At 62.2% G+C, this 16202-nt stretch carries 16 protein-coding genes and 1 tRNA gene; 3 read left to right on the top strand and 14 right to left on the bottom strand.

The window, feature by feature from the left end; translation table 11 throughout:
- Window positions 1-3 precede the first annotated feature (3 nt).
- The 3 genes from ACQKPE_RS12215 to katB all read left to right on the top strand — a co-directional run bounded on the left by ACQKPE_RS12215 (window position 4) and on the right by katB (window position 5781).
- Window positions 4-3204: an efflux RND transporter permease subunit gene (locus ACQKPE_RS12215; RefSeq protein ID WP_427666114.1), complete on the top strand. Its 3201-nt coding sequence runs from the start codon at window positions 4-6 to the stop codon at window positions 3202-3204.
- Complete coding sequence (locus tag ACQKPE_RS12210; protein ID WP_427666113.1) at window positions 3201-4052, top strand: oxidoreductase; 852 nt, start codon at window positions 3201-3203, stop codon at window positions 4050-4052. The genes ACQKPE_RS12215 and ACQKPE_RS12210 overlap by 4 nt, the downstream gene beginning before the upstream one ends.
- A gap of 196 nt (window positions 4053-4248) precedes the next feature.
- The gene (gene katB, locus ACQKPE_RS12205; RefSeq protein WP_427666111.1) at window positions 4249-5781 is read left to right on the top strand and encodes a catalase KatB; all 1533 of its coding nucleotides are present in this window, start codon (window positions 4249-4251) and stop codon (window positions 5779-5781) included.
- 110 nt (window positions 5782-5891) lie between these two features.
- On the opposite strand, the gene ACQKPE_RS12200 is transcribed toward katB, so the two are convergent.
- The 14 genes from ACQKPE_RS12200 to ACQKPE_RS12135 all read right to left on the bottom strand — a co-directional run bounded on the left by ACQKPE_RS12200 (window position 5892) and on the right by ACQKPE_RS12135 (window position 16119).
- A tRNA-Lys gene (locus tag ACQKPE_RS12200) sits at window positions 5892-5967 on the bottom strand.
- 49 nt (window positions 5968-6016) lie between these two features.
- Window positions 6017-6703: a 7-cyano-7-deazaguanine synthase QueC gene (gene queC, locus ACQKPE_RS12195; RefSeq protein ID WP_427666110.1), complete on the bottom strand. Its 687-nt coding sequence runs from the start codon at window positions 6701-6703 to the stop codon at window positions 6017-6019.
- A gap of 19 nt (window positions 6704-6722) precedes the next feature.
- Complete coding sequence (gene queE, locus ACQKPE_RS12190; protein WP_427666108.1) at window positions 6723-7370, bottom strand: 7-carboxy-7-deazaguanine synthase QueE; 648 nt, start codon at window positions 7368-7370, stop codon at window positions 6723-6725.
- Between the two features lie 160 nt (window positions 7371-7530).
- Window positions 7531-8340, bottom strand: coding sequence for a tol-pal system protein YbgF (gene ybgF / locus ACQKPE_RS12185; protein ID WP_427666107.1), 810 nt, complete (start codon window positions 8338-8340; stop codon window positions 7531-7533).
- Window positions 8341-8346: 6 nt separating this feature from the next.
- The gene (gene pal, locus ACQKPE_RS12180; RefSeq protein ID WP_427666106.1) at window positions 8347-8844 is read right to left on the bottom strand and encodes a peptidoglycan-associated lipoprotein Pal; all 498 of its coding nucleotides are present in this window, start codon (window positions 8842-8844) and stop codon (window positions 8347-8349) included.
- 53 nt (window positions 8845-8897) lie between these two features.
- Window positions 8898-10169 (bottom strand): Tol-Pal system beta propeller repeat protein TolB, encoded by a 1272-nt coding sequence (gene tolB / locus ACQKPE_RS12175; protein ID WP_427666104.1) that lies wholly within the window; start codon window positions 10167-10169, stop codon window positions 8898-8900.
- A 26-nt stretch (window positions 10170-10195) separates the two neighbouring features.
- Window positions 10196-11218, bottom strand: a complete 1023-nt coding sequence (gene tolA, locus ACQKPE_RS12170) for a cell envelope integrity protein TolA (RefSeq protein WP_427666102.1) — start codon at window positions 11216-11218, stop codon at window positions 10196-10198.
- Window positions 11218-11670, bottom strand: coding sequence for a protein TolR (gene tolR / locus ACQKPE_RS12165; protein WP_427666100.1), 453 nt, complete (start codon window positions 11668-11670; stop codon window positions 11218-11220). Before tolR ends, tolA begins: the two co-directional genes overlap by 1 nt.
- A gap of 14 nt (window positions 11671-11684) precedes the next feature.
- Window positions 11685-12380, bottom strand: a complete 696-nt coding sequence (gene tolQ, locus ACQKPE_RS12160) for a protein TolQ (protein ID WP_427666099.1) — start codon at window positions 12378-12380, stop codon at window positions 11685-11687.
- Window positions 12381-12382: 2 nt separating this feature from the next.
- Complete coding sequence (gene ybgC / locus ACQKPE_RS12155; RefSeq protein ID WP_427666097.1) at window positions 12383-12835, bottom strand: tol-pal system-associated acyl-CoA thioesterase; 453 nt, start codon at window positions 12833-12835, stop codon at window positions 12383-12385.
- Window positions 12836-12957: 122 nt separating this feature from the next.
- Complete coding sequence (gene ruvB, locus ACQKPE_RS12150) at window positions 12958-14004, bottom strand: Holliday junction branch migration DNA helicase RuvB (protein ID WP_427666095.1); 1047 nt, start codon at window positions 14002-14004, stop codon at window positions 12958-12960.
- Window positions 14001-14615, bottom strand: coding sequence for a Holliday junction branch migration protein RuvA (gene ruvA, locus ACQKPE_RS12145; RefSeq protein WP_427666093.1), 615 nt, complete (start codon window positions 14613-14615; stop codon window positions 14001-14003). Before ruvA ends, ruvB begins: the two co-directional genes overlap by 4 nt.
- Before the next feature lie 109 nt (window positions 14616-14724).
- Window positions 14725-15249 (bottom strand): crossover junction endodeoxyribonuclease RuvC, encoded by a 525-nt coding sequence (gene ruvC, locus ACQKPE_RS12140; protein WP_427666091.1) that lies wholly within the window; start codon window positions 15247-15249, stop codon window positions 14725-14727.
- A 123-nt stretch (window positions 15250-15372) separates the two neighbouring features.
- A complete protein-coding gene (locus ACQKPE_RS12135; RefSeq protein ID WP_427666089.1) occupies window positions 15373-16119 on the bottom strand; it encodes a YebC/PmpR family DNA-binding transcriptional regulator in 747 nt (248 codons plus the stop codon).
- Window positions 16120-16202: the final 83 nt, after the last annotated feature.

The raw sequence follows: 16202 nt of genomic DNA, 5'->3' as shown, positions 1-16202 counted from the left end.
GCCATGAAGATCGCCCACTATTTCATCGACCGGCCGATCTTCGCCGGTGTGCTCTCGGTACTGGTGCTGCTGGCGGGCCTGGTGGCCATTCCCTTGCTGCCGGTTTCCGAATACCCCGAGGTGGTGCCGCCGACCGTGGTGGTCACTGCGCGCTTTCCCGGCGCCGAGCCGCAGGTGATCGCCCAGACCGTGGCGATGCCGCTGGAGGAGTCGATCAACGGCGTGGAGAACATGCTCTACATGAGCAGCCAGGCCACCAGCGACGGACTGCTGACCCTCACCGTCACCTTTCGCCTGGGCACCGACCCGAACCTGGCCCAGCAACTGGTGCAGAACCGTGTCACCCAGGCCGAGCCGCGCTTGCCCGAAGAGGTGCGCCGCCTCGGCGTGACCACGGTCAAGAGCACGCCCGACCTGACCTTGGTGGTGCACCTGTACTCGCCCGACGGCCGCTACGACATGGCCTACCTGAACAACTACGCGTTGTTGCAGGTACGCGACCGCCTGGCACGCATCGATGGCGTCGGCAACGTGCAGGTGCGCGGTGCAGGCGAGTACGCCATGCGCATCTGGCTCGACCCGCACAAGCTTGCCGCCCGGGGCCTTGCGGCCAACGAGGTGGTCGAGGCGATTCGCCGCGAGAACGTGCAGGCCGCCGCCGGCATAATCGGCGGCATGCCCAGCATGGAAGACGTGACCACGCAGATGTCGATCAACCTGCGCGGGCGCCTTGAAGACGAACGCCAGTTCGCCGAGATCGTCGTGCGCAGCGGCGCCGACGGCCAGCTGACGCGGCTGGGTGATGTGGCACGTATCGAGCTGGGCAGCGCCGAATACGCCGCCCGGGCCTTGCTCGACAACCAGCCAGCGGCGGCGCTGTTCGTGCTGCAGGCGCCGGGGTCGAACACCGTGGCCATCGGCAACCAGGTGCGCGAAGTGATGGCCGAGCTGCAACAGCACATGCCCGAAGGCGTGGACTACCGGATCGTGTTCGATCCTACCCAATTCGTCACCACCTCGATCCAGGCGGTGACCACCACCCTGCTCGAGGCCATCGCCCTGGTGGTGCTGGTGGTGATCCTGTTCCTGCAAACCTGGCGTGCTTCGCTGATTCCCTTGCTGGCGGTTCCGGTGTCGGTGGTCGGCACCTTTGCGGTGATGCTCGCCTTCGGTTTTTCGATCAACACCTTGACCTTGTTCGGCCTGGTGCTGGCGATCGGCATCGTGGTGGACGATGCCATCGTCGTGGTGGAGAACGTCGAGCGCAACATCGCCAACGGCCTGTCGCCACGCGAGGCCAGCTACGTGGCAATGCGCGAAGTGTCCGGGCCGATCGTGGCGATCGCCCTGGTGCTGTGCGCGGTGTTCGTGCCGCTGGCCTTCAGCAGCGGCCTGACCGGGCAGTTCTACCGCCAGTTCGCCCTGACCATTGCCATTTCCACGGTGATCTCGGCGTTCAACTCGCTGACCCTGTCACCGGCCATGGCAGCCCTGCTGCTCAAGCCCCACGGGGCACCGAAGGACAGGCTCACGCGAATCATGGATCGCCTGCTGGGTGGCTTCTTCCAGCGCTTCAACCGCCTGTTCCAGCGCGGCGCCGAGGGCTACGGGCACAGCCTTGGCCGGGTGCTGGCACGCAAGGGGCTGCTGCTGGGGCTGTACCTGGTGCTGGCTGGCCTCACGGTGGTGCTGTTGCGCCAGGTGCCCGGCGGCTTCGTGCCGGCACAGGACCGTACCTACCTGCTGGCGGTGGTGCAACTGCCGGACGGCGCCACCCTCGAGCGCAGCGAACAGGTGGTGCGCCAGGTCAGCGAGATCGCCCTGGCGCACCCGGATGTTCGAGCGTCCCTGGCGTTTCCGGGTATGTCGGTGAACGGCTTCACCAACAGCTCGAACGCCGGCATTGCCTTCATCAACCTCAAGCCGTTCAGTGAACGTACCGAAGCCTCGCAGCAGGCCTGGGCCATTTCCGCCGAACTGTCACGGCGCTTCGCGGTGATCCAGGGGGCACGGGTGGTGCTGTTCAGCCCGCCGCCAGTGCGTGGCCTGGGCACCACCGGCGGTTTTCGCCTGCAACTGCAAGACCGGGCAGCGCTGGGCTACCCGGCCCTGGACGCCGCCACCAAGGCGTTCATCGCCGAGGCGGCGAAAGCCCCTGAGCTGACGGGGCTGTACTCGAGCTTCCAGGTCAACGTGCCGCAATTACATGCCGAGGTCGACCGGGTCAAGGCGCGCCAGCTAGGGGTGGAAGTCAGCGACATCTTCAGGACCCTGCAGATCTACCTGGGCAGCCTGTATGTCAACGACTTCACCCGTTTTGGCCGCACCTTCACCGTCCGGGTGCAGGCCGACGCGCCGTTTCGTGCCCACGCCGAGGACATCGCCGCGCTGCACGTGCGCGCCAACAACGGCCAGATGATCCCACTCTCGGCGCTACTGCAACTGAGCCCCGGCTTCGGCCCGGAACGGGCCATGCGCTACAACGGCTTCCCCAGCGCAGATGTCAGTGGCGCTGCCGCCCCCGGCTACTCCAGCGGCCAGGCCAAGGCCGCCGTGGAGCGCGTCGCTGCCCAGGTGCTGCCAGCGGGCATGGCGATGGAATGGACCGACCTGACCTACCAGGAGCAACTGGCCGGCAACTCGGCACTGTGGCTGCTGCCCCTGGCGGTGCTGCTGGTATTCCTGGTGCTGGCGGCGCTGTACGAGAACCTGGCGTTGCCGTTCGCCATCATCCTGATCGTGCCCATGGCGATGTTCTCGGCGCTGCTGGGGGTGTGGCTGACCGACGGCGACAACAACGTGTTCACCCAGATCGGCCTGATGGTGCTGGTGGGGCTGTCAGCGAAGAACGCTATTCTGATCGTCGAGTTCGCCCGCGAGCTGGAGTTCGCCGGACGCACCCCGATGCAGGCGGTGATCGAGGCCTGCCGCTTGCGGCTACGGCCAATCCTGATGACGTCGCTGGCCTTCATCATGGGCGTGCTACCACTGGTGTATGCCAGTGGCGCCGGCGCCGAAGTGCGCCAGGTGATGGGTATCACGGTGTTCGCCGGGATGCTCGGCGTGACCCTGTTCGGGCTGTTCCTGACCCCTGTGTTCTATGTGCTGTTGCGTGCTCTTGCCGGCAACCGGCCACTGCACCGTCATGCACGAGGCGACGCAACCACATTCGATGAAAGCAACGCACTTGGAGAAACGAAATGACCGCACCCTCGACGAAACCCGTCTGGTTCATCACCGGCTGCTCCACCGGCTTTGGCCGCGAACTGGCAAGCCACTTGTTGCAGGAGGGCTACCGCGTGGTAGTGACCGCGCGACGCCTCGAGCAGGTCGACGAATGGGCCGCGCGCTACCCGCAACAAGCCCTGGCGCTAGCCCTGGACGTCAGTGAAGCGGAGCAGGTCAAGGCGGCGGTGAGCGCGGCCGAGAGCCACTTCGGACAGATCGACGTGCTGGTCAACAACGCTGGCATCGGCTACTTCGGTGCGCTGGAGGAAAGCGATGAAGCCGAAGTGCGGCGCATGTTCGAAATCAATGTCTGGGGGCTGGCGGCCATGACCCGCGCCGTGCTGCCCGGCATGCGCAAGCGTCGCGCCGGCAGTATCGTCAACCTGTCTTCGGTGGGCGGCCTGGTGGCGCTGCCGGCCTTGAGCTTCTACAACGCCAGCAAATTCGCGGTGGAGGCGCTGTCCGAGTCGCTGGCCCAGGAAGTCGCGCCATTGGGTATCCGCGTGTTGCTGATCGAGCCGGGGCCGTTCCGCACCGACTGGGCGGGGCGCTCTGCCGGGCAGCGTGCCACGGTGCTGGACGACTACGCCGCCACTGCCGGGGCGCGCCTGGACACCATCCGCGGCTACAGCGGTCAGCAGCCCGGTGACCCGAAGCGTGCTGCGGTGGCCATCGTCAACACGGTCGAAGCGCCGACAGCGCCACTTCGCCTGCTGCTCGGGCAGGCGGCAGTGAACAGCGCACGTAGCAAACTGCGCAAGGTGCTCGACGACATCGATACCTGGGAGGCTGTGAGCATCGCGGCGGACTTCCCCAAGGCGTGATCCAGCGCCGGCCCCCGTTAGGCTAATGGGGGCCGGCGACGCCCAAGGGCCTTTGAAATAGCTGCGCTAGACGGTTTGGCGGTATACCGTAATGAAATATCCCTATGGCCAGTGTTGATATTTTCAATTATCCCCCTCCCCACCAGCTCCTTAAGTTTTGGCTGCGCACCAAGACGCAGAACAAGGAGTTCCTCGCATGAAAAACCCTCGCAGTACTGCCCCCTGCTACGCCAGTGTATTGCTCGCCACCAGCCTTATCTCGGGCACCACTTACGCCACGCCACTGACCCGCGACAACGGCGCACCAGTGGGCGACAACCAGAACTCGCAGACCGCCGGCCCCAACGGCTCGGTACTGTTGCAAGACGTGCAGCTGATCCAGAAGTTGCAGCGCTTCGACCGCGAGCGCATCCCTGAACGCGTGGTACATGCCCGCGGCACCGGCGCTCATGGCGAGTTCACCGCCACCGCCGACATCAGCGACCTGACCGTCGCCAAGGTATTCCATCAAGGCGAACACACGCCCGTATTCGTGCGCTTCTCCAGCGTGGTGCACGGTAATCATTCGCCGGAAACCCTGCGCGACCCACGCGGCTTCGCCACCAAGTTCTACACCGCTGATGGTAACTGGGACCTGGTCGGCAACAACTTCCCGACCTTTTTCATTCGCGATGCGATCAAGTTTCCAGACATGGTCCACGCCTTCAAGCCAGACCCGCGCAGCAACCTCGATGACGACTCGCGACGCTTCGACTTCTTCTCCCACGTGCCGGAAGCCACCCGCACCCTGACCTTGCTCTACTCCAACGAAGGCACGCCGGCCAACTATCGGGAAATGGACGGCAACAGCGTGCACGCCTACAAGCTGGTCAATGCCAAGGGTGAAGTGCACTACGTGAAGTTCCGCTGGAAAACCCTGCAAGGCCAGAGAAACCTGGACCCACGCCAGGTGGCCGAGATTCAGGCGCGAGACTACAGCCACATGACCCACGACCTGGTCAGCGCGATCAACCAGGGCAACTACCCGAAATGGGACCTGTACATCCAGGTGCTCAAGCCCGAGCAACTGGCCCAGTTCGACTTCGACCCGCTGGATGCGACCAAGATCTGGCCAGACGTGCCAGAGCGCAAGATCGGCCAGATGGTGCTCAACCGCAACGTCGGCAACTTCTTCCAGGAAACCGAGCAAGTGGCCATGGCGCCATCGAACCTGGTGCCGGGCATCGAGCCCTCGGAAGACCGCTTGCTGCAAGGCCGCCTGTTCTCATACGCCGATACGCAGATGTATCGCATCGGTGCCAACAGCCTGAGCCTGCCGGTCAACCGCCCGCGCAGCGAGGTCAATACCCTCAACCAGGACGGCGCCTTGAATGCAGGGCAAACCACCAGTGGGGTCAACTACCAACCCAGCCGCTTGCAGCCACGCAGCGAACAAGCCAGCGCGCGTTATGTCGAAACGCCCCTGAGCGGCACGACCCAACAAGCGAAGATCCAGCGCGAGCAGAACTTCAAGCAGGCGGGCGAACTGTTTCGCTCCTACAGCAACAAAGAGCGCAAAGACCTGATCGACAGCCTGGGCGAGGCGTTGGCAATTACAGATGAGGAGAGTCGCTACATCATGCTGTCGTACTTCTACAAGGCCGATAGCGAATACGGCACAGGGCTGGCCAAAGTTGCCAAGGCCGATGTGCAGCGAGTGCGTGAGATGGCGTCGAAGTTGAACGACTGAAGCCGACGCAGCCTTCAAAAAGTATTGGGATGAAACGAAAAAACCCGCCGTATAGGCGGGTTTTTCGTATCGCTTCACACCGAAGCCAGTCGCTCGCATCGGGTGGAATATGGTGGGTCGTGTAGGATTCGAACCTACGACCAATTGGTTAAAAGCCAACTGCTCTACCAACTGAGCTAACGACCCGTTGGATGGCGCGTATATTACTGATTCCTAACAGGAAATCAACACCCCATCAGGATTTTTTTGAAAAATAGGGCGTTGGATCCGCCACACCCGCCGCGCTGAAGCCCTCGGCACGCAGGCGGCAGCTGTCGCATTTTCCGCAGGCGCGGCCTTGGTCATCGGCCTGGTAGCAGGACACCGTGAGGCTGTAGTCCACACCCCGTGCAACGCCAGCCTCGATGATCTGTGCCTTGCTCAGGTTCTGCAATGGCGCCTGAATACGAAAGCCCTGCCCTTCTACACCCGCCTTGGTGGCCAGGTTGGCCATACGCTCGAACGCCTCGACGAACTCGGGGCGGCAGTCTGGGTAACCGGAGTAATCCACCGCGTTGACGCCGATGAAGATATCCCGCGCCTCCAGCACTTCCGCCCAGCCCAAGGCCAGGGACAGGAACACGGTGTTGCGTGCAGGCACGTAGGTTACCGGAATGCCCTCGGTCGGCGCCTCGGGGACGTCGATGCTGCTGTCGGTCAGTGCCGAACCGCCGATACCATTGAGGTTCAGGCCGATTACCTTGTGCTCGACCACACCCAGGTCGCGAGCCACCCGCGCGGCGGCGTTCAATTCGGCACGATGGCGCTGGCCATAATCGAAGCTCATGGTGTAGCAGCTGTAGCCCTCGGCCTTGGCCATGGCGACTACGGTGGCCGAATCCAGGCCGCCGGACAACAGGATTACTGCGCGTTTCTCAGTCATGTCGTTCACTCTCTTGGTCTTAGCGCCCTGGTTCGTCGTTCCACAACAGCTTGTGCAGCTGCAACTGGAAACGTACGGGCAGGTTGTCGGCGACGATCCAGTCAGCCAGGTCGCTGGCGTTCACCTGATGGTGGCTGGGTGAGAACAGCACCTCGCCGGCACGCTCGGCCAGGTTGTACTGGATCAGCTTGGATACCGCCCAGTCGTAGTCCTCACGCGAACAGATGACGAACTTGACCTGGTCGTTGCGGGTCAGGTGCTCGATGTTCTCGTAGAGGTTACGGTGCGACTCCTCGGAGCCCGGGGTCTTGAGGTCGACCACCCGACTGACACGGGCGTCCACCTTCGAGACATCGAGGGCACCGCTGGTTTCCAGGGAAACCTCATAGCCCGCATCGCACAGGCGCTTCATCAATGGCAGCGCATTGGGCTGAGCCAGCGGCTCACCGCCAGTGACACACACATAGCGCGGACGAAAACCTGCTACTTGCTCGAGGATGTCATCGAGGGTGCGCACAGTGCCGCCGCTGAAGGCGTAGGCGCTGTCGCAGTATTGGCAACGCAAGGGGCAGCCGGTGAGGCGCACGAATACGGTGGGCAGCCCAGCCGTTCGTGTTTCACCCTGCAAAGAGTAAAAAACTTCGGTGATGCGTAATGTGTCTTGCATGATCGCCACGGGCGTGACAGCTAAACAGGCCATCCGCCTCCATCAGGCACTGCCGCGGACTCGACATAGCGTTATCCGCAGCAGCGTGTTTACGAAAAAAGGGCAAAGATTCTAACGAAAAAACCCGCGGCGAGCGCGGGTTTCTTTCTAAAGGTGCAACTTAGAGCTTCTGCAGGTCACGCTGGGCCAGTTGCGCAGCGGAAGTGCCGGGGTACTGGGTGATGACCTGCTGCAAAATGCCTTTGACCTTGTCTGTGTGGCCAAGACGACGTTCGACGTCGGCCAGCTTGTACAGTGAATCAGGCACTTTGCTGTGCTTGGGGTAAAGCTGGCTGACCTTGGCGAAAGCCTGGCCGGCACCTTGCAGGTCGCCCTTGGCCAAGTTCACTTCACCCAACCAGTACTGGGCATTACCGGCGTACTGGCTGTTGGGGTATCGACGCAGGAAGGCGCCAAAAGCCTGGCTGGCCTTGTCGAAGTCCTTCTGCTTGATCAGGTCGAAGGCTGCATCGTAGTACAGCTTTTCTTTTGCCGGGTCGCCTGGCTCGCTGCCTGCGGCAGGTTGCTGGGCGCTGGCACCGCCATCAGTGGCGGGTGCTCCGGTGGCAGGCGTGCCGCCGGACGGGGAATTCTCGGGGGTTGCAGCAGGCGCGACGCCACTGCTGATGCGACGGTCCAGATCCTGGTAGCGTTCCAGGTTTTCCTGCTTCATGCGAGACACATCGTTCTGCAACTCTTCGATGATGCCTTGCTGGCGGGAAATCTGGTCCTGCATCTGTTGCAGCTGCAAGAACAGCTGGCCCTGCGCGGAAGCAGGGGCAGAAGCCCCTGCTCCGGCATAGGCGCCGCTCGTGCCATAACCCGAGGGCGGATAGCTGCCCCCGTTGTCATCTACTACAGGTACCGCAGCCCATGCCGAGAGCGGCAGGCTGAGGGCGAGGACGGTTACAACACGACGGCACATACGCATAAGAACTTACTTACGCAGTTCTACGCGACGGTTCTGAGCCCAGGACTGCTCGTCGTTGCCGGTAGCAACTGGACGCTCTTCGCCGTAGGAAACCAGTTCCAGCTGAGCAGGCGAAACGCCTTGCAGGACCAGGTAGCGTTGAACGGCTTTGGCGCGACGCTCGCCCAGAGCCATGTTGTACTCGCGGGTACCGCGCTCGTCGGTGTTACCTTCCAGGACAACGCGGCTGCCGTTGGCTTTCAGGTCCTTGGCGTGGACGTCCAGGGAGCGCATGGCTTCTGGCTTCAGGTCCGAGCTGTCGTACTCGAAGTAGAAGGTGGTGATTGCGCGCAGGGCAGCTTCTTCGCTCAGGGAACCGTCGACAGCGCCGGTGTTGGAACCGTAGCCAGCGTTCGGGTCAACAGCGCCTTCACCAGCGTTGTCACCGCCCTTGGAGGAGCAACCTACAGCTACGGCCATGGCCAGAGCCAGCGCAGCGAATTTACCAAACTTCAGCATTTCCATCGTGAAACTCCTAATGAAACCCCAGTGTGTTAAGCAAAAGTGTTACGCCGCAATCAGTTCAGGTAGGGGGACCAGGACGGTTCTCTGACTTCGCCTTGAGCGGTAGGAAGTGGGAGCCTCACACGGCCGTTAAGCGACACGAGCATCAAGACTCCCCGACCCTGCTGGCGGGTGGCGTAGATTAGCATGGTGCCGTTTGGCGCAACAGTGGGAGACTCATCAAGACTGGTCTCCGAAAGAATCTTTACACTTCCACGTTGCAGATCCTGGGCGGCCACCTTGAAGTTGGTGAAGCCATCCTGGCGGTGAATCATCACCAGGGTCTTTTCATCTGCCGACAATTTCGGGTTGGCGTTGTAGTTACCCACGAAAGTTACCCGCTCTGCGCCACCGCCACTGACGGAAGTTTTGTAGATCTGCGGTTTGCCGCCACGGTCGGAAGTGAAGTAAAGCGTGCTGCCATCCTTGCCCCAGAACGGTTCGGTATTGATACCCGGGCCGGCGGTGACGCGGCTGATCTGGCGCGAGCCCATGTTCATCACATAGATGTCCGGGTTGCCATCTTTAGACAGTACGAACGCCAGGCGCGAACCGTCCGGCGACCAGGCTGGTGCGCCGTTGAGGCCCTGGAAGTTGGTGATCTGCTCACGACGACCGGTATCGATGTGCTGAACGAAGATGCGCGGACGCTTCTGCTCGAACGACACGTAGGCGATACGCTTGCCATCCGGCGCGAAGCGCGGCGACAGGATCGGCTCACGGGACTGCAGCAAGGTAACCGCGCGCGCGCCGTCATAGTCAGAACGCTGCAAGGTATAGCGGGTGTTGTTGGCAGAGAAACGCTCGGCAGTCACGTACAGCATGCGAGTGGAGAATGCACCCTTGATGCCGGTGAGCTTCTCGAACGACTGGTCGGCAATGTAGTGCGCCATGTCACGCAACTGGTCGACACCGCCACCGACACTGCCGCTCAGCACTTGCTGCTCGGTCGCGACGTTGAATAGCGCGTAGCTCACCTGCAGGCGACCGCCGGATGGCACGATGCTGCCGACCATCACGTACTGGGCACCCAAGGCTTTCCAATCGCGGAAAATCACTTCGCTGGCCTGGGTAGGCTGGCTGATCATGTTCTGCCGCGGAATCGGCGCGTAGTAGCCGGAGTTGCGCAGGTCATTGCCGATGATATCGGCCATGTCTTCCGGCAGCACGCTGCCACCCTGCAGGCCGAAGGGCACTACCGCGATGGGCGTCGCCCTGTCGCTGCCACTGGTGACCAGGATGTTCTTTTCCTCTGCCACCGCCATGCCTGCCACGCAGCAGAGCATGACCAGCAGTCCTCTCAGACGTTTAATCACAACGCTAGATCCTCAGGTGTAAATGTCATCTTGAACGAACGATACGGATTGAACTCGTTCGGCTTCAAGCCCTGCATTTCGGTCAAGCGACCAATGTTCTTCACTGCGGCGACTGCGGAACTGTCGAACGGACCATCGCCACTGGACTTGGACACGCTCACGTTGGTGATCGTACCGTCCGGCAGCATGTTGATCTGCAGGACTACCGTCATGCCTTTGCGCGCAGAGGGCGGACGCGCCCAACCTTCAGCCGCACGCATGCGGATCAGGTCGTCGAAGTCACCCGCTACCTGGTCACCTTGCTCGTCAGCCAGGGCCTGCTGGCGCTCGGTGGTGTCGGACAGCAACTCGGCCAGGGCCTGTGCCTTCTTGTCCTCTGCCGCCTTGCGAGCTGCTTCCTGTGCTTTTTTCTTCTCGGCGTCCGCTGCGGCCTTCTTCTTGGCCTCATCGGCTGCCTTTTTCTTGGCTTCGTCGGCCGCTGCCTTTTTCTTGGCGTCCTCGGCAGCCTTCTTCTTGGCGTCTTCGGCGGCTTTCTTCTTCGCCTCCTCGGCAGCCTGTTTCTTGGCTTCTTCCTCGGCTTTCTTCTTGGCGATGTCAGCCTGCTGCTTCTTCGCCTCTTCGGCCTTCTTGGCTTCGGCAACCTTGGCGGCCTCTTCAGCCTTCTTCGCCTCGGCGGCCTCGCGAGCCTCTTCAGCCTTTTGAGCTGCGTCGGCTTTCTTTTGTTCCGCGGCCTTCACGGCCTCCTGCTCGACCTTCTTCTGCTCCAACTGCTCGACCTCGGTCTGGCGCGAAGCGGTTTTCTTGGCCTCACCGGCGATCTTCTGGTTGGTCTGGGTGGTCGCCTGGCTCTTGGACTTGAGCTGGTACAGCGTAGCCTGGACGATCGGCTTGGAAGGTGGCAGCTCGGGCGTCATGGCAAAGCTGACGAACAACATGGCGAACACCAGCACGTGCAGGCCGATGGCCCAGACACTGGGCCAGAAGTAGCTTTCCGAGGCGGAGGGCTCTCGCTGCTGCATCAGGGCGCCTCGGTAATCAGGCCAACGTTACCGACACCGGCCTGCTGCAACCCGCCCATGGCCCCCATGACCGAGCCGTAGTCAACGGCCTTGTCACCGCGGATGAACACCTGGGTCTGCTTGCCCTGGTCACGGCCGGCGGCGATGATCTTGGTCACCGCGCTGGTCATGTCCGGCAGGGTCATGGCCCGGTCCATCTGTTTATCGGTGTCGACTTCACTACCGAGGTTCCAGTAGTAGGTCTTGTCGGCCTTGATCGAGATGGTGAGGATCTGCACGTTGTTGTCCTGCGGCAAGGCTTCGCTGGAAACCTTGGGCAGGTCGACCTTCACGCCCTGGTTGAGCATGGGTGCGGTCACCATGAAGATGACCAGCAGCACCAGCATCACGTCGATGTAGGGCACCACGTTCATCTCGGCGACCGGCTTGCGTTTTTGGCGAACTCGGGCCATGGATGTCTACCTGATCACTCTTCGCTGGTGTGCACTTTGCGGTGCAGGATCGCCTGGAACTCGTCGGCGAACGTGTAGTAACGGCCGATCAGCACTTCGCTGCGCGCAGAGAAACGGTTGTAGGCGATAACCGCCGGAATCGCTGCGAACAGGCCGATCGCCGTGGCAATCAATGCTTCGGCAATGCCTGGGGCCACGGTGGCAAGGGTGGCCTGCTGGGCGCTGGCCAGGCCGCGGAAGGAGTTCATGATGCCCCAGACGGTGCCGAACAGGCCGATGTACGGGCTGGTGGAACCGACGGTGGCCAGGAACGGCAGGCTCTGCTCGAGCTTTTCTTCCTCGCGGGAGATGGCAACGCGCATGGCACGCCCGACACCTTCCATGACCGCGTCCGGGTCGACGCCCGGTTGCTGGCGCAGGCGCGAGAACTCCTTGAAGCCGGCCCGGAAGACCTGCTCGACACCCGAGTCCGGGTCAGGGTTGCTGCCCGCCTGGCGGTACAGCTTGGACAGATCGATGCCCGACCAGAAGCGCTCCTCAAAAGCGTCCAGCGCACGACGACCGGCGCGCAGCATGTTGCTGCGCTGGAAGATCATGACCCAAGAGGTCACCGAGGCTAACACCAGGCTCAGCATCACCAGCTGCACCACGATGCTGGCATTGGCGACCAGGCTCCACATGGAGGTATGGTCGACGACGTTTGCTTCCACGCTTATTCTCCTGCGTTGGATTGATTACCCGGCCCGTCCGCCAGGAAGGCGTCGCGCAGCGCTGGGGGAATGGCCCGGGGTTTGAAAGTGTCGGCGCGCACGGCAGCCACCAGGAACTGCCCTTCGCAGAGCAGTGTTGCATCTTTTTCACGCCAGACCTGCTGCACGAAGCGCAGGCTGGCACGATTGAGTTCAAGCACTTGCGCGGTGACCCGCAATTCATCATCCAGACGGGCTGGCGCGTGATAGCGCGCCTCGCTGGAGTGGACCACGAACAACAGGTTTTCACCGGCCAGCTCCGATTGGGAAAAGCCCAGGTGACGCAGCCGCTCGGTGCGTGCACGCTCCATGAATTTCAGGTAATTGACGTAGTAGACAACCCCACCCGCATCGGTGTCCTCGTAATAGACGCGACAGCGGTGTGCGAACGATTCCGGCCAATTTTGCGCGCGCATACTCTAGTGCTTACTCCTCAGCTTGCCAATCCGCCATGGCAACTGTTTTTTCGGAAGTATCTTATTGTCAGCTCCCTCGTGGAGTGCCAGCGCTAAGACCACGAAAACCCCGTTTCGATCTGTCATTCATCGTCCGGATCGGAAAATTCCCCACCCTCGGCGAAACGCCCAGGAATATTCAGGCCAAAGTGCAAATAGGCGTGCCGAGTGACCACACGGCCACGTGGTGTGCGCATGATGTAGCCCTGCTGGATCAAGTAGGGCTCCAGCACATCTTCAATCGTATGGCGCTCTTCGCTGATGGCCGCCGCCAGGTTGTCCACCCCCACCGGGCCGCCATCGAATTTTTCGATCATGGTCAGCAGCAGACGTCGGTCGGAATGATCGAAGCCACGCTCATCGACATCCAGCAGGTTCAGTGCCTTGTCGGCGATCGCCTTGGTGATGTGGCCCTTGCCTCGCACCTCGGCGTAGTCACGTACTCGGCGCAACAGCCGGTTGGCGATACGTGGCGTACCCCGGGCGCGGCGCGCAATCTCGAAAGCACCCTGGTCTTCGATGGCCAGGCCGAGGATGTTCGCCGAGCGGCTGACAATGGTCGCCAGGTCCTGGTTGCTGTAGAACTCAAGGCGCTGGACGATGCCGAAACGGTCGCGCAGCGGGTTGGTGAGCATCCCGGCACGGGTGGTAGCCCCTACCAGGGTAAAGGGCGGCAGGTCGAGCTTGATCGAGCGGGCGGCAGGCCCCTCGCCGATCATGATATCGAGCTGGAAGTCCTCCATCGCCGGGTAGAGCACCTCTTCGACCACCGGCGGCAGGCGATGAATTTCGTCGATGAACAACACATCGTGCGGCTCGAGGTTGGTAAGCATGGCGGCCAGGTCGCCAGGTCGCTCGAGAATAGGCCCCGAGGTGCTTTTGACCGAAACGCCCATTTCATGGGCAATGATGTTGGCCAGGGTGGTCTTGCCCAGGCCGGGCGGACCGAAGATCAGGGTGTGGTCGAGCGACTCGCTGCGCCCACGCGCCGCCTGGATGAACAGGCTCATCTGCTCGCGCACCACCGGCTGGCCGATGTACTCATCGAGGCTCAGGGGGCGAATGGCGCGGTCCTGGACCTCTTCGCGGTCGCGCCCGCTGGCGGCTATCAGTCGGTCGGCTTCGATCACTTGACCATTCCCTTGAGGCTACGGCGGATCAGCTCTTCGCTGCTCAGGTTGGCCTTGCCTTCGATCGCAGAAACAGCCTTGCTCGCTTCCTGCGGCTTGTAGCCCAGCGAAATCAGCGCACTGACGGCGTCGGCCTCGGCCGTGGAGGCGCTGGCCACCGGCAGCGGACCGTCGGAAACCAGGGTGAACATGGCCGGCGAGGTTTCCCAGGCCTTGAAGCGGTCCTTGAGCTCGACCAGCAAGCGCTCGGCGGTTTTCTTGCCGACGCCTGGTACCCGCACCAGCGCAGAGGTGTCCTGGGCCTGCACGCAGCGCACCAGCTCATCGACCTCCAGGCCAGACATCAAGGCCAGCGCGAGCTTCGGCCCTACCCCATTGAGACGGATGAGCTCACGGAACAGCTCGCGCTCGCGCTTCTCGAAGAAGCCATAGAGCAGGTGTGCGTCCTCACGCACCACCAGGTGGGTGTGCAAGGTGACGGCCTCGCCAAGCTTGGGCAGGCGGTACAGTGTGGTCATTGGCACCTCCAGCTCGTAGCCCAGGCCATTGACGTCGATAATCAGGTGCGGTGGCTGTTTTTCCGCCAGGGTGCCGCGCAAACGTCCAATCACGTTCCGATCCTTCTTCTCGGGCCCCGGCTCAGCGACCGGACAACCCTATCAGCAAAAGTGCCAGGTGAGCATTTCACCTGGGCAAAATATGTATCAGGGCATGAAGCGCCTACAGACGCAAGCGCCCGCCGCGCCGCCGCGCCGCCCCTAGACCATGAGGTACTAGGCTGGAGCGGGTGTGGGCGTGGCACAACGCGATAGCCAGGGCGTCGGACGCATCGACCTGGGGCTTCTGGGTCAACTTGAGCAGGTGCATGACCATCAGCATGACTTGCTCCTTGTTCGCGCCGCCGGTTCCGGCCACCGACTGCTTCACCTGGCTGGCGCTGTATTCGGCGATCTCAAGACCCGCCTCGGCGGCCGCCACGATAGCAGCGCCGCGAGCCTGGCCAAGCTTGAGCGCCGAGTCGGCATTGCGCGCCATGAACACCCGCTCGATGCCCATGGTGACTGGCTCGTGCAGGCGAATGACCTCGCTGACACTACGAAACACCACCAGCAAACGCTCATGCAATTCGCCGCTGCCGGTACGGATGCAGCCGGAGGCCACGTACTCGCAGCCACGGGCGGTATGGCGGACTACGCCATAGCCAGTGATGCGCGAGCCGGGGTCGATACCAAGAATCAGTGTCATAGCGCCTGTTTTTCAAGATTTGACAACGTATTCGCGGACAAGCCCGCCCCCACAGATACCACGCGGCACCTGTGGGGGCGGGCCTGCCCGCGTAAAGAGCCTTTATAGAGGCCAGGAAAAACCCTAGCCAAGTTGCTCCATGATCTCATCGGAAATCTGCGCATTGGAGTAGACGTTCTGCACGTCGTCCAAGTCCTCGAGCATGTCGATCAGCTTGAGCACCTTCTGCGCGCCATCCTGATCCAGCTCGGCACTGGTGGTCGGCTGCATGACGATTTCCGCGTCGGCGGCCTTGAAACCCGCCTCTTCCAATGCGTTACGCACGGCATAGAAGCTGTTGAACGGGGTAAAGACCTCGAACGAACCATCATCGTTGGCCACCACGTCATCGGCGTCAGCCTCCATGGCCGCTTCCATCAAGGCATCTTCTTCGACGCCCGGCGCGAAGCTGAGCTGCCCTTTGCGTTCGAACAGGTACGCCACGGAACCGTCGGTGCCAAGGTTGCCACCGCACTTGGTGAAGGCATGGCGAACAGCGGCTGCGGTGCGGTTGCGGTTGTCGGTCATGGCCTCGACCATGATCGCAACGCCTCCCGGGCCGTAGCCTTCGTAGCTGAGCTCCTCGACGTTGTCGCTTTCGTTGGTGCCGGCACCCCGCGCGACCGCACGGTCGATGATGTCGCGGCTCATGTTGGCACCCAACGCTTTGTCCAGGGCCAGGCGCAAACGCGGGTTGGAGGCAGGGTCAGGGCCGCCTTGCTTGGCGGCGACGGTCAGTTCGCGGATCCACTTGGTGAAAACCTTGCCTCTCTTGGCATCCTGGCGTTCTTTGCGGTGCTTGATGTTCGCCCACTTGGAATGACCGGCCATAACGACTCCAAATCCTTGCATCAGAAACAGGTTCCGCCCCGAAGGGCGGAACACGATGAAATCTGCGCCGAAGCGCGTGGGCG

It is taken from the genome of Pseudomonas sp. NPDC089554, from assembly GCF_050280645.1.
Classification (GTDB): Bacteria; Pseudomonadota; Gammaproteobacteria; order Pseudomonadales; family Pseudomonadaceae; genus Aquipseudomonas.
Note: the sequence above shows the minus strand (reverse complement) of the source record. Positions and strands in the feature narration are given on the sequence as shown.